Source organism: Cupriavidus basilensis, assembly GCF_029335485.1.
In the GTDB taxonomy this organism is placed as follows: domain Bacteria; phylum Pseudomonadota; class Gammaproteobacteria; order Burkholderiales; family Burkholderiaceae; genus Cupriavidus; species Cupriavidus basilensis_E.
This window is the reverse complement of sequence record NZ_JARJLM010000006.1, coordinates 12,188-35,067: the sequence shown is the minus strand read 5'-3', so window position 1 is coordinate 35,067 and position 22,880 is coordinate 12,188. Positions and strand designations below refer to the sequence as shown.

23 protein-coding genes are annotated in these 22,880 nt (G+C 62.9%); 15 read left to right on the top strand and 8 right to left on the bottom strand.

Going from position 1 to position 22,880, the window contains the following annotated elements:
* The first annotated feature begins 158 nt into the window (after positions 1–158).
* The gene (locus P3W85_RS00500; RefSeq protein WP_276263323.1) at positions 159–3,467 is read left to right on the top strand and encodes a hypothetical protein; all 3,309 of its coding nucleotides are present in this window, start codon (positions 159–161) and stop codon (positions 3,465–3,467) included.
* Positions 3,468–3,597: 130 nt separating this feature from the next.
* Here P3W85_RS00500 and P3W85_RS00495 read toward each other — a convergent pair whose 3' ends face one another.
* The 6 genes from P3W85_RS00495 to P3W85_RS00470 all read right to left on the bottom strand — a co-directional run bounded on the left by P3W85_RS00495 (position 3,598) and on the right by P3W85_RS00470 (position 9,558).
* Entirely contained in the window at positions 3,598–4,143 is a 546-nt protein-coding gene (locus tag P3W85_RS00495; protein ID WP_276263322.1) for a hypothetical protein, read from the bottom strand.
* Between the two features lie 237 nt (positions 4,144–4,380).
* On the bottom strand, positions 4,381–6,150 hold the full coding sequence (locus tag P3W85_RS00490; RefSeq protein ID WP_276263321.1) for a hypothetical protein: 1,770 nt from the start codon (positions 6,148–6,150) through the stop codon (positions 4,381–4,383).
* Between the two features lie 34 nt (positions 6,151–6,184).
* Positions 6,185–6,865: a hypothetical protein gene (locus P3W85_RS00485; RefSeq protein ID WP_276263320.1), complete on the bottom strand. Its 681-nt coding sequence runs from the start codon at positions 6,863–6,865 to the stop codon at positions 6,185–6,187.
* Between the two features lie 3 nt (positions 6,866–6,868).
* Complete coding sequence (locus tag P3W85_RS00480) at positions 6,869–7,402, bottom strand: hypothetical protein (RefSeq protein WP_276263319.1); 534 nt, start codon at positions 7,400–7,402, stop codon at positions 6,869–6,871.
* Between the two features lie 396 nt (positions 7,403–7,798).
* Complete coding sequence (locus P3W85_RS00475; protein ID WP_276263318.1) at positions 7,799–9,004, bottom strand: MFS transporter; 1,206 nt, start codon at positions 9,002–9,004, stop codon at positions 7,799–7,801.
* 11 nt (positions 9,005–9,015) lie between these two features.
* Complete coding sequence (locus P3W85_RS00470; protein WP_276263317.1) at positions 9,016–9,558, bottom strand: Chromate resistance protein ChrB; 543 nt, start codon at positions 9,556–9,558, stop codon at positions 9,016–9,018.
* 192 nt (positions 9,559–9,750) lie between these two features.
* Here P3W85_RS00470 and P3W85_RS00465 point away from each other — a divergent pair, with 192 nt between their 5' ends.
* From P3W85_RS00465 to P3W85_RS00450, 4 genes are all read left to right on the top strand, one after another.
* Positions 9,751–10,377 carry a hypothetical protein gene (locus P3W85_RS00465; protein ID WP_276263316.1) on the top strand — a complete coding sequence of 209 codons (627 nt, stop codon included), beginning with the start codon at positions 9,751–9,753 and terminating at the stop codon, positions 10,375–10,377.
* Positions 10,370–11,314 carry a nucleotidyl transferase AbiEii/AbiGii toxin family protein gene (locus P3W85_RS00460; RefSeq protein ID WP_276263315.1) on the top strand — a complete coding sequence of 315 codons (945 nt, stop codon included), beginning with the start codon at positions 10,370–10,372 and terminating at the stop codon, positions 11,312–11,314. Before P3W85_RS00465 ends, P3W85_RS00460 begins: the two co-directional genes overlap by 8 nt.
* 89 nt (positions 11,315–11,403) lie before the next feature.
* Positions 11,404–11,784: a hypothetical protein gene (locus tag P3W85_RS00455; protein ID WP_276263314.1), complete on the top strand. Its 381-nt coding sequence runs from the start codon at positions 11,404–11,406 to the stop codon at positions 11,782–11,784.
* Positions 11,785–11,914: 130 nt separating this feature from the next.
* A complete protein-coding gene (locus tag P3W85_RS00450; protein WP_276263313.1) occupies positions 11,915–13,348 on the top strand; it encodes a hypothetical protein in 1,434 nt (477 codons plus the stop codon).
* A gap of 102 nt (positions 13,349–13,450) precedes the next feature.
* Here P3W85_RS00450 and P3W85_RS45425 read toward each other — a convergent pair whose 3' ends face one another.
* Both P3W85_RS45425 and P3W85_RS00445 read right to left on the bottom strand, forming a co-directional pair.
* Complete coding sequence (locus P3W85_RS45425; protein ID WP_430869465.1) at positions 13,451–13,621, bottom strand: hypothetical protein; 171 nt, start codon at positions 13,619–13,621, stop codon at positions 13,451–13,453.
* A gap of 126 nt (positions 13,622–13,747) precedes the next feature.
* On the bottom strand, positions 13,748–14,599 hold the full coding sequence (locus P3W85_RS00445; protein WP_276263312.1) for a LysR substrate-binding domain-containing protein: 852 nt from the start codon (positions 14,597–14,599) through the stop codon (positions 13,748–13,750).
* 98 nt (positions 14,600–14,697) lie between these two features.
* On the opposite strand from P3W85_RS00445, the gene P3W85_RS00440 reads away from it, so the two are divergent.
* The 10 genes from P3W85_RS00440 to P3W85_RS00395 all read left to right on the top strand — a co-directional run bounded on the left by P3W85_RS00440 (position 14,698) and on the right by P3W85_RS00395 (position 22,524).
* Positions 14,698–15,597 (top strand): DMT family transporter, encoded by a 900-nt coding sequence (locus P3W85_RS00440; RefSeq protein ID WP_276263311.1) that lies wholly within the window; start codon positions 14,698–14,700, stop codon positions 15,595–15,597.
* 112 nt (positions 15,598–15,709) lie between these two features.
* A complete protein-coding gene (locus tag P3W85_RS00435) occupies positions 15,710–15,874 on the top strand; it encodes a hypothetical protein (protein WP_276263310.1) in 165 nt (54 codons plus the stop codon).
* 114 nt (positions 15,875–15,988) lie between these two features.
* Positions 15,989–17,803 carry a PRTRC system ParB family protein gene (locus P3W85_RS00430; RefSeq protein WP_276263309.1) on the top strand — a complete coding sequence of 605 codons (1,815 nt, stop codon included), beginning with the start codon at positions 15,989–15,991 and terminating at the stop codon, positions 17,801–17,803.
* An 80-nt stretch (positions 17,804–17,883) separates the two neighbouring features.
* On the top strand, positions 17,884–18,381 hold the full coding sequence (locus tag P3W85_RS00425; RefSeq protein WP_276263308.1) for a PRTRC system protein E: 498 nt from the start codon (positions 17,884–17,886) through the stop codon (positions 18,379–18,381).
* Between the two features lie 107 nt (positions 18,382–18,488).
* Positions 18,489–18,929 carry a PRTRC system protein C gene (locus P3W85_RS00420; RefSeq protein ID WP_276263307.1) on the top strand — a complete coding sequence of 147 codons (441 nt, stop codon included), beginning with the start codon at positions 18,489–18,491 and terminating at the stop codon, positions 18,927–18,929.
* Complete coding sequence (locus P3W85_RS00415) at positions 18,926–19,972, top strand: PRTRC system protein F (RefSeq protein WP_276263306.1); 1,047 nt, start codon at positions 18,926–18,928, stop codon at positions 19,970–19,972. Before P3W85_RS00420 ends, P3W85_RS00415 begins: the two co-directional genes overlap by 4 nt.
* A 23-nt stretch (positions 19,973–19,995) precedes the next feature.
* Positions 19,996–20,736, top strand: a complete 741-nt coding sequence (locus tag P3W85_RS00410) for a PRTRC system protein B (protein WP_276263305.1) — start codon at positions 19,996–19,998, stop codon at positions 20,734–20,736.
* Positions 20,736–21,449 (top strand): PRTRC system protein A, encoded by a 714-nt coding sequence (locus P3W85_RS00405; protein WP_276263304.1) that lies wholly within the window; start codon positions 20,736–20,738, stop codon positions 21,447–21,449. Before P3W85_RS00410 ends, P3W85_RS00405 begins: the two co-directional genes overlap by 1 nt.
* Complete coding sequence (locus P3W85_RS00400) at positions 21,437–22,291, top strand: PRTRC system ThiF family protein (RefSeq protein ID WP_276263303.1); 855 nt, start codon at positions 21,437–21,439, stop codon at positions 22,289–22,291. The genes P3W85_RS00405 and P3W85_RS00400 overlap by 13 nt, the downstream gene beginning before the upstream one ends.
* Positions 22,292–22,317: 26 nt before the next feature.
* On the top strand, positions 22,318–22,524 hold the full coding sequence (locus P3W85_RS00395) for a hypothetical protein (protein ID WP_276263302.1): 207 nt from the start codon (positions 22,318–22,320) through the stop codon (positions 22,522–22,524).
* The last annotated feature ends 356 nt before the right edge of the window (positions 22,525–22,880 follow it).

Genomic DNA, 22,880 nt, shown 5'->3' with positions numbered 1-22,880 from the left:
ACCTAGCCAATGGATCGCACGCGACTGCCTACCTGCTATTGATAGTGTTCGCTCAAGTAGAATTGAGCCCGCGCTGCCAACCATCGACCGGCATGGTCGAAACCTGCGTTGACCACGAGCCGGGTCACGGGCGCATCGGGGGGAGATAAAGGGAAGCGATGAGGGATAGCAATGCGTACCGGGCGTTTCGCAAGCGTGTTCTAGCGAAGATCGAGGATGAGTGCCCGATCCGTGGCCGACGGCGATTCGACGCGGACGAAGACAAGCTGCGGCCTTTCGGCATGGGCCGAAGGGCGATTGCCGCGTTTCGAGGCGATGTGGCTGATCACGCGGAAGCGCTCTTGCGTGAATCACCCGAGCTCGAGTCTGTCATTCGCCGGGCCTTGAGCATCCCACCATCGCTAGCGCTCCTGCCGACACGGGCGGCAATCGTGGGGCAGGTTGCGTTGTTCGTTCTGCCGGATGCGATGCGCCTGCACCGAGCACGCCGGCTGCTCCGGCGCGTGCGCACTTTCGAAGGCCGTGCGCACATCTTCCGGCACTTCATTGAGCGCACACTCCCCCCTGGTTTCGACTATTACAGTGAAGAACTTGACTTCGCGCTGTTGCGGTTCGACCCGGCGCAAAGCACACGGGAATTGGGCAACCTTCAATACTTTGACCTAGATGTGCTCAAGGCTGGTTTTTGCCTGGGCCTTCGCGTTCCGAATGCGGTGATGGAGGCCTTCCCGCGGACGCCTGGCAGGCCGCCGGGTGGTCTGCTGCGGGCGCTCGTCGAAGAGGGCGCCATCCGGCATGTCGCGGAACTCTCATGGACGGGCCGCAAGGTGCGGGCGCGGGAATTCTATGCGGTTCGTCCGCAACCGTCTGAGCTGCTCGACGCACGCGCCACGATCCGATGCCTGCTGGCGTATGACATAGATCGGGAGCTGGTTGCCGGTGTTTCCCGGTTCTACCTCGAGACGCTGGCGCCTGACCGGCTGGCGGCGAACCTCGCGCTGCTGCAGGGCGCCGGCGTGACCGACTTGTCCAGGGTGTTCGCGCAAGTCGGAGAGTCGCTGTGGCGGACGCCGACGGAGGGGTGGCGCTTCATCCTCGAGACCATCGGAGCGCGAAGCGCCGGCGACATCGGTCGCTTCAAGCCCTTGCTGGAGTCGCATCGCAACGTCTCGGCAGAGCTCGTGCGCGGGTTGCTCGCGTTGGGAGCGGATCTCGACGGTGTGGCGAGTTGCCAGCAGTTGTTGCTGTCGGTGGCCGACGAACGCGATCAGGGCGCGCCGCCCGTCGATGCATTGAAACTGTTGGTCTCGCCTCCGCACGCGCTCGGCATTGAACAGATCGCGCAATGCGCGGTGTACCTGACCGGCAAGCGCGATCTCGCCGCCTTTCTGAGGGTGCTGGCCGATCACGGCTATGGCGGCGCGGACGCTGTGTTGGCGTTCCTGGCCTGCTATGTCAGCGTGTCGGCGCCGACGCTCAATCGCCTCCTGGCCATCCTGGGCGAGCGAGGCCGCGCAGAACCGCTCCCGCTCGTCGCGACCTGGGTGCAGCAGGCGGGCCAAGGTGGGTACCTCGATGCGTTCGAGTATCTCGTCTCGGCTGTCGACATGCCGGGCATGCCGGCGCTGCAGCAGGCGCTGCGGCTGGTCTCGCTGGGAGTGCCGTTCCTGCGCTATCTGGTCGAGGACCGCAGCTTGGGAAGTCTCAAGGCGATCCGTGATTGGTACTACCATGACGCCAAGGGGATTGACGGCTACCGCAGCTGGGGCGCCTTCGATGCGGTCGACAAGGTGCTGCTCGACGACGCGTACATACGCCGGGAATTCAGTCGGTTGCACGGCAATCAGCGCTGCATCGCCGGTGCCGTGAGCGATCGTGTTGTAGCCCGAATCGGGCGCTGGCCGTTCCAGGCCGACGAAGCGACCCAGTCGGCGTACCGACGGGCGAGCGAGATGGCCGAGCGTCAGGAGCGAGCGGCAATGCTGCCCGCTTTGTCGGTGATACTGGGGCGAACCGGCGGAGGGCTGCTGCCCAGCCTCTTTGAAGGCGGCTGGGAGGGCGAGCATGACCTCGAGATAAGGCTCGCCCGGCTGACGCCGCTGCTGGCGGACTTGCTGGATGGGCGAGGACCGACCGGCTCCAGCCTGAGTCCCTTCGAAGTGGATGCAATCGCCCTGATCTATCGTACGACGGCCGATACGGTGACATCGCAGTGGCCGGGCGTGGTCGGCAGAGAACGTGACGTGGATGGGCTCAAGCTCCGCTCCCACTATCCGATGTCGTGGACGCAGGCCCGCTGGCAGATTCAGCGGCCTTTGGATCGCAACGGCTTCTTTACCCTTTGCAGGGCAGCGAAGTTTGCTGGGCGCTTCGCACCAAGTTGTTTCCACGACATGTTCACCGCCTGCCAGCATCTGAGTCCCAAACAGCTGAGCGAGCCTTCAGCGGACATCGGGTCGCTTGCGCTGCACTTGGGAAGCTTGTTGGCCATCGCGCGCGAGGATGACGTTGCCGCGCAATGGATCCGCGAAGGATTCGAGGCGCTGACCCTGATCGACGAGGAGAGCCTGATCGCCTATCAACGCATGGGAGAACTGATCGCGCTGTTCGATGTGGTTTTGCCCGATGCGCTGGATGCTCATCTGGAGCGCTTCGTGCAGCGCTTCGATGACGACGAAGCAGTCCACTGGGCTTCCCGTCTTGAGCAGATTTCACACCGGGCGGAAGCGGAGGACGGCCGGGCTCGGCTCCGGTCAAGCCTGATGCGGGTTCGAGATAAGGTCCTGCCGATTTACCTGGCATGGGCACGCCGTCAGTGGCGCAAGTTCGGCAAGGCGAGCAGCGCCGGCCACGAGACCACCGCGCTCAAGGCTGTCGTGTCCAAGCATCCAGCGGCATTCTTCGCAAAATCGGCGGTCAGTTTGTGTACGGCTGCAAACGTCGACATGTGGAGAGAGGCGCGCCAATCGCACTTGCTGGTGTTCGATCCGGAGGGACAGCGCCTGGCGGGCATGGCCTTGCTATACGTCGAGGTCGTGCCGGCAATCGACCCGATTCGGCCGAGCCTGGTCATCCGTGCACTTAACCCGACGGACGAGATGCTTGCTGGACACGCTGCCGATTCCATCGTGGCGAGCTTTTTCGCGGTGGCTGTCCAAATTGCCGAGGCCAACGGCCTGGCCAGCGTGGCGTTTCCGGCGCCCACCGGAATGCACCTGATGTCCAATCGACGGGCCATCGAGGAGCATATTCAGAGTCGCTACATCAAGCGAGCCACACCCGCGTGGTCGCGGCAATCTGAGTCCGCCACGGAAGTGCGGTCGTTGCACGAAGCCCCACAGCGCGTGGAGGCCTCGTTTGACGCCTACGAACGAGGTAAGGAACGGGTCGACACGCTGTACGTCGTCTGGCGAGCTGATTTGGTCGAAAGATTGGATGAAACGGAAGAGCGTACGATGACTGTGTGATGCATGCGGCACTTATGCGGGCGGTGCCATAGGATTGATATCGCCGCCTCGCATTGGCAGCGAGTTCGGTACTTGCGTAACACGGTTCTGAAGACAGGTCTCTTTGGCACCTGTGCGCCCGCCTGCGGGTTCATGCGGGCGCGGTTGTTGAGGTCTTGCTCCATTTCAGTACGCTGTTTGTCCGGCGCACAAATATCCAGTGCCATATCCAGAGCACTATTGCCGCGATGCCAGCGACTGACCCGGCGCTGTTGGGTGTCAGAGAGATGACTTGCGCAAGACACCAGCCGAAGCCGCTTGCCCTGCCAAACGATTTCAATTTCGCAAGCGCCGGACTGATGCGGGCCTCTGATTCCAGCGACTTTGCGACATTGGAAATGATGAAGAAATCTTCAATGAAGTTGTAGGGGAGCAAGAACATCAACCAGACACTGCTTGGTTCGGCCGCCCGCGATTCTCGATGGACCAATGTCAGGGTGGTTTTGAGATCGTTCGCGTAGAGTAAAACCAGCATCAGGAAGACCAGGGCGACAACTGCGCTGCCTGTCGTCCCGAGCATTTCCTTCTCGCCGAGAACGCCTCCGCCTGCCGTTGGGTAAAGGAAGGGGTATGCAAGCCCATATGCGATAGGAAGGCTCAGTACAACTTTGCCGATGGTGAGGGTGATCTTGTTCATGCACAGTGACGGGCCGACAAAGCGAGTATTTGACCTACATGTTGACGGATCGCGGATGCAGCACTCCGCGCGGGGGGCAGCCGAAGGTCGGGCCTACGAGGCCGATGGCGGCGGTGCACTGCATCAGATATGCTAACTAAAACCCAGTACCGGCATTCGCCTGAGCGAGTCGCTCACCGTGGCCCACGAGTACGGCATAGACGAACCGGGCGGCAGCTAACTCAGCAGATACCGTCTTCAGGCCCGACGCGCCATGGTGTAGCGGCGCCCCCCGTGTCCGCCGGCAACACTAACTTCATGGTCACCGATGTGTTGCACGTCGACATATTGCGCGAGGCTGTCCAGCTCCGCTGACTCTGCGAACTGCTGCAAGAGGTCATCCAGGAGTGCGGTGACATCCCCGTGTCGATGGGGCACGTTGTCGTTGCGGACCACCGCTGCGATCAAGTTCCCCGTATAGGCGGCGCTCTCGGTGTCTCGGTGGTCGAACCCGCCGGCCAAAAGAGAGGCTCGAAGAACGCCGGCATAGCTCGCCAATTTCGGGACGCGGACGAAATCGAGAAAGAGATCGAGCCCGATCGAGGCGAGATAAGACTTAAGCCGAGGCGGGATGCGCTCCGTGACCAGGATTGTCTTCAGGCACATGCCGAGCACGAGAATGCTGCTCTTGATGATGTTGCCGTTTTCGTGTGTGAGCGCGTCATCCTCAAGCACGATGTTTTCTTGATCGGGCGGCAGGTCACGGACCTCGGCGATCCAGTGACGGAGTGTCGACACGATCTCGTACAGGAGGAAGCTGTACACAGTTGGAAATTCATCGTCGAGTTCGACGCGCTGCTCGTCCGGTGCATAGTTTCGGCAGATGCCATCCACGAAATGCGGATAGTAGTAGAGCCACATGTGCCAGCAAATGTTCTGCGCGATCGCCTCCGATACCATGATGTCGAAGAACCGGATGCCGACGAACACTGGGCACTTCCACTGATATCGGTCACGATAGTCCATCAAGCTATCGTTGTACCGATCGGTCTCGCTGCGGTGGCGCCGATCAAGCTCAGCGATGACTGCCTCTCCAACCGGCTCCCAGACGCCCAAGGCTTCGGCATTCTTGGCGTCGGCGAAGAGGTACCGGAGGAGTCGATTGCCTTCGGGCAAGTTGTAGCGATGTCCGCGCGCGTAGTTCTGATTGTTCCTGATCTCCCAATAAAGAATGCTCGACGTATCTAGCATCAAGGCGCGCAAGAATTCATCGGAAAAGTGGAACCGTTCCTGTGCATCCATTGCGAGCACGCGCAATCCGAAGTGCGCCTGCGACTTGGCGATCGCCTGCACACATTCCGGGCGTAGAAGAGTCGATCGCAGCATCACGCCTACGGCTTCTTGCTGCGTTTCAGCAGAGGGAAGCAACTCCCCCAGTCGCGACGGGATACTGCCGATTACGTGTTTCGCCCTCTCAATGAGAGTGCGCCTGGGCGGCCTTAACGGCTCTCCTGGGGCCAACTGAAGCAACTGTTCGGCGAGACGTTCCAGATCCGGCCCTCGATTGAACCGGTCCCTCGAGACCAACCGCGCCCGTAGTCGCGGTAACAGGAAGTCGCCCTTGTAGATGCGGACCAAGCGATCCAGGTGCGTCTGCAGGAGGGCCAGGACTTCGACCGTTTGCCCGTTTACTGTGAGCTCATCAATCAGTTGGCCAAGCCGCCGCACGCGGCTGCGCGGAAGCGGTGAAAAGTGGATGAGCACCCCGAGGCAGAGTGCGCCCGCAAGGAGGAGCAAATACGCGGCCTCTTTCGGCTCAAGGACCCAATCGGCGACTGGCGGCACTCTCGGGAGGGCGGCAACGATTTTGGGAAGTTCGAGGACATGCACGGCCAGCAGTAGCAGGATGATTGCTGCCCAATGCCAAATGCGGATTTTCAGAGAGAGATTCAGGCGCTGTGCCCGCGACATGATTGTGTAGACGGCAATCAGCAGCGCGAGGAAGGTCAGGAGGCCGTCGATTGTCATGGGGTGATGCGCTCTTGCGTGGGTGGCTTTCTCGTCATGCGGCAACTTTGCGCAGGAGACTCTCCAAATCCCGGCGAACGTATTCTTCTTCGCGCAGTTTGTGGTCGATCAAATTGGTCAGTCTGCCGTTGTTGAAAAGCTGTTCGACGACTGCGGCAACCTGATGCAAGATTTCGAGGATCGCTTCCACCTCCTCGATCTTTGTCTTCGCAAACAGCGAGTCCTTGCCGCCGATCGTTGCCACATCTTTGTGGGCGATCAGCTTGTTCCGAATCGGCTGGTAGTTGGTGTTGTACACAGCCTCCCACGGTCCGATCGCATCCGCGAGCGCTTGGAAATCGGCAGCGACCGGCTCGTACACGCCGAGCAGGTACCCATCCAAGTAATCCGGCCTAACACCGTGGTTGCTGGCCAGTCGACGTGCTTCAAGCGCGGGCTTGCTGAATTGGCTGAGGGCCACCTCGCATTGGCTGATGAACGTGCGGGCAGTGAGCGAGCGCTTGTCGCGATCAAAGAGTCGCCCAAGCGCCGAAAAGAACGCGATTTGCAGCGCATGCACAATTAGGTTCCATGACAGCGCATTCCGCTGCAACGCCTGAAACAATGCAGTGTCGTTCGCGGCCAGGTTGTTGATGTTCTTCCAGGCGTAGAAGCTGGATGCAGCGACGTTGACTTCGCCGCGGTATTCCTTGAGCAGTTCTTCAATCGCGCTCATGGGTCAGGTCAACTCGGGCAGATAGGCGCCGGTCAACCGAAGATTGCCCTGCCGATCGAAATTCTTGGGATCGGCGAGCGCGGCGCGCACGCCGTCGAGGATGCTGCCGCGAAACTTGTCTAAGGTCTTGAGATAGACGGCGTCCTCTTCGGTGCCGGTGTGCCGGCCGAGATCTTCGATCGCCTCGCGGGTGAGGAACACCGTCACTTCCTTGCCTTGCCATTCGATCGTGAACGGCAATCCGTCCCACTTGGTCATCGTCGTCGGCCGGCGGGCCAGGTTCGGGCGGTTCGCGATCAGCCGTACCCCTGGACCGCCGTCCGCAGTACCGGGCAAGAACTCGATGCCAGCGTTCTCCAGCGTGCGGCGGAAAGCGGCGGCTGTGCCGCTGTTCGCCGCGACCGCGCGCTTCTGGCTTTCGAGATCGCGGACCGACGTGAGCGCTACGTCAGCCGCCTTGGCGAGTTCATCTTGCGACGAGTCGAGCAGTGCTCGGCCGGCACGGATCTGCGCTGGGATGACGATCATCTTCTGCATGGCTCGCCCCGTAAAGGGTTGGATTATGCTGCCAGTGTATAGGCTAAATACGCCTATCGTAAGACAGTCCTAAAACGCTGATCGTCTTCCCGGACCCGCCGAACGGTTGCTGTCTTCAACTCTGGGCGCGTGGCCGGGCGGGACGGGTTCCCCATGCGCAGACCGTCGGCAAACAGCCAGTTGGACTTTTCGACGGCGATCGGACGGATCGATTCGCGGCCCTTGGTAGGCGATAGGCTGGCGCCGAGCCCTAAGTTCGGGCTCGAGTCACGCGGAATAGCACCATGGGGCAGGTTTCAGGCCGAACCTGATTTCCGCCGCGACGCGTCGCTAAGTGCGCGCGTCGAAGAATTCGCCGATGGGCATGGTCTGCGGGCGCAGCGGCGTCGCCCTGCGTCAAGACGCCAGATGGGTTCGTGGGGAGAGGCGCTGCCGGATGGTGAGGCCTGCCAGTGCGACCACGGAAAACCCTGCACCCGCATAGAAGGTGAAGGATGCGCCGAGGCGATCCCACAACAGGCCGGCCACGACGCTGGCCACCAGCATGGCGATGCCGCTGACCAGGTTGAAAAAGCCGTAGGCGGTGCCGCGCAGGTCGGCCGGGGCCGTGTCGGCCACCATCGTCGCGAGCAAACCCTGGGTCATGCCCATGTGGATGCCCCACAGCGCGACGCCGACGGTGACAGTTGACCAATGGTCGTTGAGTGCCAGCACCAGATCGGAGGCAACCAGCACGCCCAGGCCCAGCGCCAGCAGCGTCGAGTGGCTCATGCGGTCGGACAGCTTGCCGAACGGGTAGGCTGATACCGAGTAGACGAGATTCATGGCCACCATCACCAGAGGCACGAGGGCGACAGGGATGCCGCCCTGTTGCGCCCGAAGCACGAGGAACGCTTCGCTGAACCGTGCCAGCGTGAACACGGCACCGATACCGACCACCCACCAGTACGCACAGCTCAGCCGCCTGAGGCTTTCGCGCCGGATGGGATTGCTGCGCTTCTCTCCAACGTGCCGTTGCGGCTCGCGCACGCCGATGAACAGCAGTGCGACGGCAAGCGCACCGGGAATCACTGCAACCCAGAACACCGCGCGGAAGTCGTTGGCCCACAGCAGCATCAGGCCGACGGCCAGCAGCGGCCCAAGGAAGGCGCCCACGGTATCGAGCGACTGGCGAAGTCCAAACGCCGCGCCCCGCAACTCGGGCGGCGCGATGTCGGCCACCAGCGCGTCGCGTGGTGCGCCCCGAATCCCTTTGCCGACCCGGTCAAGCAGGCGCGCCCCCAGCACCATGCCCATGGCCGGCGCGATGGCGAAGAGCGGCTTGCTCAGCGCTCCCAGCGCGTAGCCCAGTACCGCCAGCCCCTTGCGTTTGCCCAGGTAGTCGCTGAGCGCCCCGGAAAACACCTTGACGATCAGCGCGGTGGACTCGGCCAGGCCCTCGATCAGTCCGACCGCCAAGGCGCTGGCCCCCAACGTGCCGACCATGAACAGTGGAAGCAGGCTGTGGATCATCTCGGAGGAGATGTCCATCAGCAGGCTGACAAAGCCGAGGACCCAGACCCCGGAAGGGATCTGGCTGAGCGTCGAGGTGGTTTTTGTCATGGAAGGTCCTGCTATCGGTTCTCGTCCTGTGCTTCGAAGACTTGCTTGGCGTAGCGATCCAGCAGGGCCTCGCAGGCCTGGAGGCGACGCTGTGCTTCAGCGGCGAGAGCCGCACCATAGAAATCGAGCTTGCGAATCTTCTCGAGCCAGGTCTGGAGCTTTTTCAGGTCGACGTCGTTTTCTTCGAGTTCGGCGTAGGTGAAGTGATTGGCCGCCGTTTCTTTGGCAATCTCCGCCTCGAAGTCCTTGCACTTGTCGAGGAATTCGACGTATTCCTCGTCGCGGTCCGCCTTGAAGCGCGCCACCACTTTGTCTTCCTGAGCTTGATCCAGTGCGACCGTTTCCAGCAGAACGGCGTCTCCAAACATTTCCTGGATGTCGTGCTCGATGATCTTGAGACGGCGGGCGTGATCGTCGGATTTGGGGAGCAGGCAAACCCCGTTCTGCAGATAGACGGCGCCCATGCCCTTGAGCTTGCGCCACAGCGCGATGCGCTTCTTGGCGGGCTCAGGCGGCACCTTGTATGTCAGCAGTAGCCAGTTCTGTGAACTCATAGAAACAGTTTTAATGTAACCATGGTTTCATTATATCTGCAATCAGTGTGAATGGGAGCGTGAATTCCGAAGCCAGTCTGGCTGGCGAGCGAAGGTCCGTCGTCATTGGCTGTGACGACGGCCGGGAGCGCACGGAAGCAGTCTCGTGCTGGCGTAACGACGGTACACGGGCTAAAATTGCATGAAATCTCAATGGAAATTCATGCCGTGGCTGCCACCGCACCCAATCCGGTCAAGTCCTTGCGACGTGCCACCGCGCATCTCGCGGACGGGTTGCGCGCGGGCCGTGTGTACCGGCGCGAGGACCTGGCCCGCATGTCCAATGCGGTCGACCGGCACTTGCGTGAGCTGGTGGCCTCCGGCCAGCTCAAGAAGCTGGCGCAGGGCCTGTACTACGCGCCACGAACGTCCAGCTTCGGCCCGCTGCCGCCAGACGACGTGGAAGTGGTCGGCGGCTTTCTCCGCGACAAGGATTTCCTGGTGTTTTCGCCTTCCGCCTACAACGCCATCGGCCTGGGCACGACGCAGTTGTACAACCGAACACTGGTCTACAACCACAAGCGCCACGGCGTCTTCAAGCTCGGCAACCGCCAGTTCGATTTTCGGGTGAAGCCGCGCTTTCCAAAAAAATTGACGCCAGAGTTTCTGTTCGTCGATCTGCTGAACAACCTGAACGATCTGGCCGAGGACCGCGATGCGGTGTTGCGCCAGGCGCGGGACAAGCTGCCGTCGTTCGATCGCGCGCGATTGCAGCGCGCCCTCGACAGCTTCGCCAATGTGGCAACGCGCAAGCGCGTGCGGGAGTGGGACGATGGCTGACTTTCTGCACGACCGCAAGGATTTTGATCAACTGCTGGCGCTGGTCGCAGATGAGCGAGGCCTGGACCCGGTGCTGGTCGAGAAAGATTACTGGATCATGCATTGCCTCTGGGGCCTGCAAGCGCAGGGTTTCCAGTTCGAGCTGAAAGGCGGCACCTCGCTGTCCAAGGGCTTCAGCGTGATCCATCGTTTTTCCGAGGACATCGACATCCGCATCGAACCGCCCGACGACATGGACGTGAAGTCGGGGCGCAACCAGGACAAGCCGGCCCATGTTGCTTCGAGGCGCGCTTACTACGACGGGCTGGCGGCGCGCATTCGGATCCCCGGCATTGACCGGGTGGAACGCGATGCGCAATTCGACGACGAGAAGATGCGCGGTGCGGGCATCCGGCTGCAATACGCAACGCGCGCCGCTGCGTTGGCGGGCGTCAAGGACGGCATCCTGCTGGAACTCGGTTTCGATGACACGGCGCCGAACCGACCGGTCACCATTTCTTCCTGGGCCTGGGACGTGGCCAGGAACAGGGGCGTCGAGGTTTTCGACAACCGCGCGATGGCGGTACCGTGCTATGCGCCGACACACACCTTCGTCGAGAAGCTCCAGACCATATCCACCAAATACCGCCGCCTGGGCGAGGCGCAATCGTTTCCGGCCAATTTCCTGCGTCACTACTACGACGTGTATTGCCTGCTCGGCCTCGACGAGGTGCATGCCTTCATGAAGGAGCCGGCTTACCAGGAGCGCAAGGCGCAACGTTTCCGCAGCGGCGACGAGCTGGTGATCGCGCGCAATCCGGCCTTCCTCTTGCCGGACAGCGCGCAACGGGAGCGTTTTGCGCAGGAATACCGCAAGACCAGCGCCTTGTATTACCAAGGGCAACCGGAGTTCGACGCCTTGCTGGCGCGCGTACATGAATTCATCGCGGCAATGTAGGAGGGGGACATTTGACAGATCGATTTCACACCACATCAGTTGGGCCTGACGCGGAGGCATTGCGTGCGGCGTTTCTGCGCTGCAGCAGCTTGCTGCAGAAACGCGGCGGCTCGGTGATGGGACTGGCCGTGCACAGCAAGAGCAATCTGGACGGCGTGTTCCGCACGGTGTTCAGCGAGCAGGTGATCAAGGCGCTCGACCGGGACAATCGACTCGACCTCAAAGGCGTCACGATCCAACTGCTGACGGAGAAGATCCAGGTCCGCAAGCTCGAAGGCCCGGTGCTTGCCGCTTTCGTCGCCCCCGAGAAGCTGGGGAAGATCATTGCGTGTCACGGTGTGACCGACATCGTCTTCGTTCCCTGGGCAGTCGAGGAGCTGGTGGCCTATGTGGAGACGCATCCGGGATCGCAGGAGGTCTACCGATCGCCGGGATTCGATGCCCTCGCGACCGAGGCGGGCAACGAGTGATGTGGCAGGAGAGGGACCGTGAGAGCATCGATGAATAGCCGACTCGCCTTCGGTGCTGTGCGCTGGCCGACGTCCGAGGGCTTCCGCCTAGCTCGCATGCCCGCCCGCCTAGGGCATCGAGGAGAGTGACATGGCCACGGTCGTTCCCGTCGACACGTTGCGCGATCACATCGCGGAAGCGCTGGCGATCAATGTGAAGGCGTACAACGTCCCGACTGTCTGCGTGCGTTTGGCAATTCAGTCCACAGTGGAGGAAGGCGACGCAGCCGAAGCCCAGAACAGCAAGCGCGTCTATGTGAAGAATCGACTGCTGGCCAAAGAAAAGGCCGAGTTGCTCCAGATCGCCGAACGTGTGTTGGAAGAGTACGCATCGACCGACCTGAGCGAAACGGTCAGCGAGATGAGTTTGCACGCTGACCAGCGTGTGAGTCAGTTGGTGCGCCGCGATGTGCTCAAAGCCATCAACCCGGTCGATGCCCTGTTCGGCGAGTTGCCCTTGCTCGACTGCCTGCGCGAGGTGTTCGGGGCGGTGATCGATCACGATGAGACCTTTGGTCTTCTTGGGCGCGAGAGCTTCGCACAGGAGATCGTCCGGCATTGTGTGAGCTTCCCGGGCGATTGGTCTCACGAAGAACTGCTCACTCGTTGTGGCGCGCTGACGTGCAGCCAGACGCGCTTCTTTGCGCTGATCGAGAAGCTGCTGCATCCCTTGACCCGTCGGGACGTAGAGCAGGGTGAGCTTGCTGCGGCGATCAGCCTGGCGCTCAAGCGCGATGGGTTCGAAGTGCGGCAGCTTGGGGCCGAGTCGGGCTATGCCATTTTCGGGGTGGTGCCGAGCCGGCCCGGCGTGGCCGGCGCGATGAAGAATCTCATCTTCGCTTCCATCGGCGAGAAACCGGAACTCGTGTTCAGGGACGCGGTGAACAATGCGGTGGAGATCGTCAAGCACGCGGACAAGGTCCTGGTCTACGACCGACCGCTGCCCAGTTCGGGTCTGTTGCTGTGGCGGGATCTGCAGGATTGGTGGGCTCAAACCCATGGCCTGGGCGATCCAGCCCTGGCCAAAGACCCCCTCTACAGAAGACTCCTGCAGGCCGTTCGCGGTGCGAGATCAGCGGGCGAATACGCAATCTTCCACGGCTATTACAAAGGATATGGCGCGCTACTGGGCGATAGGTTGCCAGCTTTGGTTCCGCAGGTCTATTTGCACTACGACCCCTATACACGCCGGGAACGCGGCGACGAGAAGTACCTCGTCCGCCAGCGCATGGATTTTCTGTTGATGCTGGACCATGGCGTTCGCATCGTCATCGAGGTCGACGGTCGGCACCACTACGCCGTCCCCGATGCGGGCGACCCAAGTCGATACATCGCGGATGCGAAGAGCTACGCCGAGATGGTGGCCGAGGATCGCCGCCTGAAACTGATGGGCTATGAGGTCTACCGATTCGGCGGTCGCGAGTTCGTCGATGTGGACCTTGAGTCCTGGGCCATAGGCAAGCGGGCGCAAGAGGCGGTGAGGGAGTTCTTCGACCGGCTGTTGAAGAAGCACCACGTGCTGTGATCTCGAGCAGCAGGAAATGAATCGCGCTGGCCAGGCCTTGGGGGCGCGGCCTTGAACGAGGGGCGTAGGGCGGGACCATGAATCCATGCCATGAGGCATGCGTCATGGAGTCTCCAATGCCTGGTCGTCGTCCGGCGTCTTCGGCGTCGTCTTGATGAAAGCGTGCAGGGCGACGAGCACACCATCTTCGGGGCACAGGAACACCCGCGCAATCCGGTTGCTCGTCCGGTTGCTCGGCGACTCGGTTCGCACTTCCCCGAGCCCCTGCCTCATGGGCCGGCACAGCGGCATGCCGACGGGCCAGCGCCACGCGCGCGCATCAGGTCAGCCCGACGGCCAGCCTGTCGACCGGGTGCTACGCGCGTGCACTCGGATTCTGCCGAGACCACTTCAGGTCTTTTAGCGGCGTAGTTCCTTTTTCAGAAATTCTTCCAACCGTGTGACCACGGTAGCGCTAGCGCTGGGGTTGCGGATCAGACTCATGTCGAGCGGGCTCATTGGAGGCAGCCCCTCGGCTTCGCCAATAACGCTCAGAGTTGGTGGGACGCTCGACGCCGCAAGACCAGCCACTGCCAGACCTGCTTGCACGACAGCGCACAGTCCTAACAAGCTCGCGCTCGAATAGGTGCCGCGGTAGGCGCGCCCGCTCTCGCTGAGCGCATTGATGACGTTCAGGCGTGCGGCGCATCCGGGCTCGAAGAGCGCGACAGGAAGGGGGTCAATGGACCAAGCGACGTGTCGGGGCGATGCAACCCATACGAACTGCTCCTGCCGCAACACTTCAAAGGTCTGCGTCGACAAGCGCGTCACGATGGCCAGATCCAGCCGGTCATCTCCGATGGCGGGCACCAACAATCGTGACGGTTCGCAAACAACCTCGACGCTTACCCGGGGATAGTCTTCGGCAAAGCGGGCGAGCACAGGCGGAAGAAGGAAGGCCGCATAGTCGTCTGGCACGCCCAGTCGCACGCTGCCGGTGTCCTCGGGACGGGACACGCTTGCCAGGGCTTCATCCGACAGCTTGAGCAGGCGCCGAGCGTAGACGAGGAGATCCCCGCCCGCCGCGTTGGGTACGACGGACCGTGGCATTCGCACCAGGAGCTGCCGTCCGACAGCCTCCTCCAACCGCTGCATTTGCATGCTCACGGCCGATTGGCTGCGCCCCACCCGCGGCGCTGCGTTGGAGAAATTCCCGCTCTCGATTACGGCAACGAAGGTGCGCAGCAGTTCGAGATCCAGGGTATGTGTCATCTTGGTATCAGTATAACGAATAGATGATAGCAATTCTATTCGTTTGATTTGAGCTTTTCTCCATTCCAAAATGAGTCCCATCCCATGAAGGAGTCGAGATGAAACCGGAATGCGAGGAAGCCCCGTCACTGCCGCCCACCCTTGGCCTGGCGCTCGCCATGCTCATCATCGGTACGGTTGGGGCTTTTGCGACGGAGGCCGGGCTTGATCCGGTAACCACCGTGTTTTGGCGCTGCGTTTTCGCAACAATCTTTCTCGGGACATGGTGCTTCGCGCGTGGTCATCTGCCTGACCGCTCGCTGTCCTGCTGGGGGCTTGCTATCGCGACCCTGGGTGGGGTCTGCATGGTCCTAAGTTGGGTGGCCTTTTTTGCTGGCTTCGCCATGACGACCATCGCGACCACGACCATCGTTTACCACATCCAACCATTTTTCGTAGTGCTGTTCGGCATCCTCTTTCTGAAGGAGCGCGTTACGCTATTTCAGCTCATGTGGATGTTCGGCGCCTTCCTCGGTGTTGTTTTGGCAAGTGGCGTGACGGCCACACCGCTGTCGATCAGCGAGCGGTGGTTTAGCGGTATCGGGCTGACCCTTGTCGCGGCCTTGCTTTACGCCGTCGCGACGATCCTCGCGAAACAGCTCCGGGCGCAGCGCCCGGAGGTGACGGCGTTCTGTCAAACGCTAGCAGGAATCATCCTTCTCGTGCCGTTCGCCGGAACCTCGATCCCACCGGCTTCCTGGGGATGGCTCATTGGTATCGGGGTACTCCACACCGGTATTGCCTATGTCCTGATGTATGCCTCTTACCCGCGCCTCAGCACGCCGGCGATTGGGGTGTTGACCTTCATCTATCCACTCGTCGCCATCTTGATCGACTGGTCTATCTACGACCATGCGCTCGGTTGGTCGCAAGGGGTTGGTTTGGTACTGATCGTCATCAGCACTTTGGGTTTCAAGCTCGGTTGGCGTGTTCCTCTGCGAGCGAGCCAATCTGCGTAGTGGCAGTTCATGAAGATCGATGCAGGCGGTTCGATCGGCATCACTACGCCGTCCCCGATGCGGGCGACCCAAGTCGATACATCGCGGATGCGAAGCGCTCTACGCCGAGACGGTGGCCGAGGACCGCCGCCTGAAACTGATGGGCTATGAGGTCTACCGATTTGGCGGTTGCGAGTTCGTGGATGTGGCCCTTGAGTCCTGGGCCATAGGCAAGCGGGAGCAAGAGACGGTCGGGGAGTTCTTCGACCGGCTGTTGAAGAAGCACCGCGCGCTGTGACCACGAGCGGCAGGAAGGGAATCGCGCCGTCCGGGCCTGGGGCGCGGCCTTGAACGAGGGGCGTCGGGCGGGACCATGAATCCATGCCATGAGGCATGCGTCATGGAGTCCCCAATGTCCCAACAAACCTTACCGATCTCGCGGATCTTGCAGGGCAAGAATCCGCGCGAATACTTCGATCCCGACGAGATGGCCGAACTCGAAGAAGGCATCCGCGTCTTCGGCGTGATCGAGCCCATCATCGTCCGCCCCATCCCGAACACCGACCAGTTTGAGATTATCGCCGGGGAGCGCCGTTGGCGCGCCGCCAAGAACGTTTTCGGCGACCAATATGCCATGCCGGTGGTCATCAAAGACGTGAATGACGCCAGTGCAGAGGCAATGGCCGTCATCGAGAACTACCACCGGGCCGCCATGTCAGTGGCGGAGGAGGCCCGCGCCGCCCAGCGCCAACTGCTGCGCCACCGGGGCGACAAGCAGGAAACCGCCGCCACGATGGGCTGGTCGCCGGACGTGCTGGAGCGCCGCTTGGCCCTGCTGGCCTGCACGCCCGCCGTGCTCAAGGCGCTGACCTGCCGACAGATTCTGATCGGCCATGCCGAACTGCTGGCGGGCATTCCGCCCGACAAGCAGGACACTGTGCTGGCCGGCATCATCACACACAAAGTGCCGGTTGCTGCCCTCAAGGCGCAACTGGGTCAATATGCCCGCCGCTTGGCCGACGCCGTGTTCGATACCGCGCAATGCGTAGGCTGCCCCTACAACTCGGCGAGACAGGCGGGCCTGTTCAATGAGTCGCTTGGCGAAGGCTACTGCCAGCATCCCGCCCATTTCGACGAACTGATGATGAAGGAAGTCGAAACCCGGGCGCAGGCGCTGCGTGACGAATATCCGGTGATCCGCATCGTCAAGCCGTCGGACGGCTTCACCCCGCTTGCGGTGACGGCGGACGGCGAATTAGGTGTCGGTGCCGAGCAGTACGGCGCGTGTAAGGGCTGCCAGTCCTTCGGTTGTGCGGTGTCGGCGATGCCGGGATCGTATGGTCGCGTGACGCCATCCTTGTGCTTCGACGCCGCCTGCAACAGCCAGAAGGTGGCGCAGTGGCGCAAGGCCCGGCGTGCCGCGCAGGAGGTTTTAGTCGTTGCTGGGCAGGGCGGCGGTCCCAAAGCGAAGGCTGCTTTCTCTGGCGCAGCGTCGAGCAGCGCAGGGCCTGGACAAACCAAGCGTCAACGATCATCCAAGCCCTCGAACCAGACCCCGCAACGCGTCATCGACCATCGCATTGCCCAGTGGCGTAAATGGACGGCGCACGCACTCATGACGCAGCCAGAGCGCAATCGGCGCGTGCTGATCGCGCTGGCGCGCTCGGGGCGCACGGGCGACGTGCGTGTCCCCGAGTTCGCTCAGGCCGCGCAGAAGATTGCCGGTAGCTGGGTGGTGGAGGACATGGAGCTCGCATCCTGCCTGCGCCACGCGGACGCCATCGACATCGGTCTGCTGGACAAGCTGGTCCTAGCGGTGACCGCTGCGGCGGCATTCGGGGTGGACACCCGCGACCTGGAGTTGCTGCTCAACTACCTGGAAGTGGACGAGGCACGGTACTTCCAATGGGACAAGACCTTCCTCGAACTGTTCACGATGAGCGAACTGGAGAGCCTTGCCGAGGAAGTCGGCCTCAAGAAGGCGATGGGCGCGGACTTCAAGGCGGCGCGGTCCGGCAAGAAGCCCGACTTTGTTGCGGCTTTGCTGCAAGTCCCCGGCTTCGCCTACCGGGGCACGGTGCCTGCGGTCATGCGCTATCCACGCCAGGCGGTGCCTGCCGTTGAGGCGGAAGAGGGCGGATCAGAGGACGGCGTCGACCCGCGTGTCGCCGACGGAGCAGACGATCTCCGAACGCCGAGTGACACGGAGGCAGCCCTCGCGGTCTGAGGCTCGGCGAGCCACTGGAAACCCTGCGACCCGGCCCTAGCATGGGTCACAGGGACCCCATCCCATTCAAGGAGAGCGATATGACGATGTTCGAAGAACTGTTCGCGCTGGCCACCGGCGCGACCCTGACGATGACCGTGAGCGCCGACGAGAAGACCGGGCGGATGACGGTCAACGTGATTCCCAAGCCGAAGAAGGACGTGGCCGAACCTGCGTTGACCAAGGCCTTGAGCCTCACAGCCACACCGCAGGAGTTCGATGCGGGGTTTGTCGAGGCCCTGCAAGGCTACCGGGAGGTGCGGCAAAGCTTGGCCGAGCAGGCCGAGGCAACCAAGGAAGTGCTGGAGGCCGCGAAGGTGGCCTCGGTGAAGAAGGCAACCGACGCGACCACCAAGGCGACCACGGCCAATCCACCTGTTGCCGCTCACAAGCCCGCCGCCACCGCTACCGGCCCTACAGTCTGCACCACCGCCGCAGACGATGCGACGGATACGGCAGATCGTGACGAAGGCGAGGATGGCGCACCCGCACAGCCCGCGCTGGCGGGGAGCGGCGATTCCTACGACCTGTTCGGCTGAAAGGGGCGGCGGCAGGCGCAGGCGCTTGATCGAAGGGAGGCCGCTGAGAGACTGATCGCAAGGCAACCGGGAAGCGGTTGCCGCTTTCAACCAGAAGGAGCGACACCATGTCGATTGCGATCACCGAAATCCGGCGGACCTTCCGCTACAACGGCATCCAGTTGCCGGACGTGCCGGGGCTGGGCCCCCGCGAAGTCCGCGACCTTTACAGCGCGCAGTATCCCGAATTGATCAGCGCCGAAATCGAAGCGGGCGAGGTCCGCGACGGCGAGCAGGAATTTACCTTCCTCAAGGCGGTGGGCGTGAAGGGCGGCGGTTCGCCGCGCAAGGGCGAACGGCTCGCTGCGCTCAGCGCCCGCATGCAGGCCGAATGCGAGGGCGTGTGTGGGACGGACCCGAAGCTCACCCGGCAACTGGAGCGCCCCTCGGTCAAGGCATGTTCTGAAGCCTGGAGCGCCTTCGCGCAGCGCAGCCTGCATTACCACCAGCAGCAGCGCGCCGACGTGCGGGTCTGTGCGACGAGCGACATGCTGGTACCGCTGCCATGAATCCCGCCGCAGTGACGCTGCGCGTCGCGGCCCCGGCGCTGGCATTGCCCCAGTTGTCGAGCCGGGTCCCGCGCACGGTGGTGCCGGGGCGCCTCGCCGCCGCCAATGCCGCCGTCTCGCGCTTCCTAATCGAAGGCGGGGCCATCCACGAGTGCGACATTCCCCCCACCTGTGAGGACTCGCTGCGGGCCTGCGAGCAGGCACTGGACCGGTGGGTCAAGCGCCAGATCGGTCCCCTGCATTGTCTGCGTCCGGGCTTTGCGCTGCACGTGATCGATGAGCACGGACACCACCCGGCCCTGTCCGGTGGCGACAAGGCTCCCGTCTATCGGGAAATCGATCTGTACTGGTGCGAAATCCGCGAGCACGAATGGCCGGTAGGCAAGGGCCTGGAAACGCTGGATGCAGCCTTGCCCAATCTTGGTCGCACGGTCCTGCAAGTCCTGCGCGAGCAGTCGCCGCTGGTCTATCCCCTGTTTACTCCGGACATTGCCTGCGACGTGGCCTCCTACGTCTACTGGTGCGGCGAGGACAACGAGGAGGCCGCGCTCGACATGCAGTGCGAGGAGGGCGACGAAGAGGCCCGCGAAGCCATGCGCGAGGAAATGGTCAGCCGTGCCATGCTGGATGCGGCCTATCCCGAGTGGGCGCGGCGCTGGATGGGCCGAAGCAAGGGCGGGCGGCGGCGCGGTTGCAGCCTGCGCAGGGCCGTCACGGAAGCGAAGACCGCCGAGGCGCGACGCATCGCAGCCGATGCGCTGGCGCTCTCCAGGTTGCACTTCGACGACACCTTCCGACCGGACATCGACGGCGAGTTCATCGGGTTCGGCGCGGTGTTGTCGTGGTCCGAGGGGGACGTGACGACGCGCATCTACGACGACCTGCTCAATCTCGCCCATCAGGCCGAGTACTGCGACCGCATCGGCGAAATCCGCATTCCCTTGGACGACCCCGGCGCGATGGGGGCGTGGCAGCGGGCGATGCGCACGCGCTTTACGGCCATCGGCCTGATCGACCGCTTGATTCATCAGCTCTCGGTGTGAGACTGGTCGTGGAGGTAACGACCATGAACGAAGCCGAATTTTCCATTCACACGCCGCGCGACGGCATCCTCAAGCTGGAGCGGGCCGTGCTGATCTACCAAGGCGCGTCGGGCAGCGCGCTGGCCACAGTCCACGACGTGGAGGACGTGGACGGCGAGCCGGTCATCGGGGCCGGGCAGGCGATGACGCCGCGCACCGCGCTCGAATTGGCGAGAGCCCTGCTCAAACGGGCGGCGCACGGCGGCTTCCTGCCCGAGACGGTCCTCTACATGGATGGCGACCTGATCCTGTGGTGGGTGCCGCCCGCACGGCGGCACATCGCGTTCCGCATGTCGGAGCAGGACGCGCCCAAGCTCGGCGCGGTTGAGCGGGGCGAAGCGGTGCCGCAGCCGGGGTTGGTGTTCGCGGCGTCGAGCCGTATCTGGCGCGTCTGGGCCGTCAAGGGCAACGCCCGCCCGACACCGGCCACCGAACTCTTTCAGGCCCCGTACTTCAACGTGGATGCACAGGGCCATATCTGCCAGGGCAATGTGCCCAAGCCAGAAGGCACCACGGCCGAGAAGATCGGTGCTTGGAACGACGCCTTCTTCCGCTCCTACTTCACCCACCCCAACGGGGCGGGTCGTCTGGTGCGCTGCCGGGGTGGGGCCTATGCCTTCTGGCGCGACATGCTCGATGGCCGCTACCCGCGATTTCCCGAGCGGGTGCTGGTGCCGTCCAAGACCACGCTGGGCGCGCTGCTCGGCCTGCCGGAGGGGGCGTGATGGACCTGCGCGACATCGCCCTGCAGACGACATGCCCGGTGCTGGCGGCTCCATGCTTCGGCGCATTGCCCGACATGGCCAACGGTCAGCGCTTGATCGTTGCCGCCAATGGTCTGTTCGTGCAGGTCAAGCTCGACTGGCTCGACTGCGTGCATTGCCTGACGCCGGATGGCGTGGGTTTGCCGCTGCCCTTCGGCTCGATGCAGGAACGGCTGTCGTTTTCCTTCGGCGTGCTGCCGATTCGCCTGATCGAAGCCTTCATCGAAGCCGGGCGTCAGGGCCTGCCCGATGAAGTGGCGGGCGTGCTGATCTATTCGCGCAGAACGCAGGCGCTGCGGCTGGCGCTGTGTGAGCCGGTGCGTACCTCGCCGCTCCAGATCGAGTACCGTGTGCCGCCGCTGGCCGATGACGAAACCGTGGCGGTCGATCTGCACACACACGGCCACGGCGCGCCCTTCTGGTCGGCGGACGATGACCGCGACGATCAAGGTATCAAGGTGGCGGGCGTGTTCGGCCACCTGCACCACCCTAAACCGTGCGCCGAATTCCGGCTGGTGCTCAACGGCCTGTACAAGGCGCTGCCGCATCCGTGGCAGGGCGAACCCGTGCTTCCGCCTGAGCCGGAGGGCAGGGCGGGCCTGACACTTGAGGTCGGCACGCTGCGCCGGATACTGAACCGGTGGCAACAAAGGGGATTCCCATGGAACATCTGATCGATCCACATCTGCTGGACCGTCGCGTCACCATCCATCTGGTCGGCGTCGGTGGCAACGGCGCGCAGATGGCGGCTTGTCTGGCGCGTCTGGACATTGCCATGCGGGCCTTGGGGCATCCCCACGGCCTGCATGTGAGCGCCTTCGACGCGGACCGGGTGAGCGAAGCCAACGTGGGCCGGCAACTCTATAGCGCGGCGGATATTGGCCGTCACAAGGCCATCGTGACCGTCCATCGCCTCAACCAATTCTATGGGCTGGACTGGAACGCGCATCCGCAGCGGTACGAAGCCCATCAACAGGAGAGCCATACGGGTCGCAGCGCCGACCTGCTGATCAGTTGCGTGGACAGCCGGGCCGCACGGCGTGTGCTGCATGGGCTGGCGTTCGACTCCCATGCGCACTACCGCTACTGGCTGGACCTGGGCAACACCGAGTCCACGGCGCAGGTGGTGCTGGGCCAACCTTCAACCCATGCGGTGTCGCAGCGCGAGACTTGCGGGCCGCGCCTGCCGTGCGTGACCGAACTGTTCCCTGAACTGCTGGACGAGAGCGTGCCCGAGGACGACCAGCCGTCCTGCTCGGTACGCATGTCGCTGGCCTCGCAAGGGCTGTTCGTCAACGATGTGGCGGTGCGCTTCGCGGTGCAGTTGCTCTACGAGTTGTTCTCCAGAGGGCGGCTGTCGGCACACGGCGTGGTGGTCAATCTGGCGACCAAGCGCAGCGGTCCCATCGAGGTTGATCCGGGTACCTGGGCGCGTTTCGGTTACCACGAACCTGCCGCCGAGGCCGAAGAGTGGCGACAGGGCGATGAGGCGTCCCAAGAGGTCGCGATGGCTTGAATCAGGCGATGGAGAGAGCGACGACAATGACTGAAACGCAGTGGAACGTGCGTGTGTATCGAGATGGGAGCGTCTCGGAACTTGGACAGGTCACCGAGACACGGGAGTCGCTGGCGCATTGCGCCGCGCTTTCGCGCTTCGGGATCAGCGAGGAAGATTTGGCCGTCGGCCAGGTCCTCGTCCGGGGCGCGGCGATCTACCCCGACGAAGAGTTCGATGTATCGCTCGACTGAGGGGGGCAGTTCGCCGCCCGCTGCAGGCCCTCGCAAGCAGAGCGACGGGCCGACCTCGTCCTGTTCACGAGCAGGCTGGTAGCCACCGATTCACTGATGTTTATGATCCGGCAATCGCGCTGCCCAAGAATCAAGCCTCCTGACAGTAGAGCGTAGACGGAAGCGTCCAAGCGGTTCGAGATTGTCATGCAGCTTCGAGTTCGGCCAAATCGCTCCGTCACCTGCTGCATTGAAGCGCCAGATGCCCAGGAAGGAGTGTGCGCGATGCGGCATTGGGGCTATCGCCGCCTTTGCGCGTCGGAGCAGGGGCTGCTCAGCGCTTCGTCCTCGCGCGCGCCGAGGAGGCTCCTGCCTCC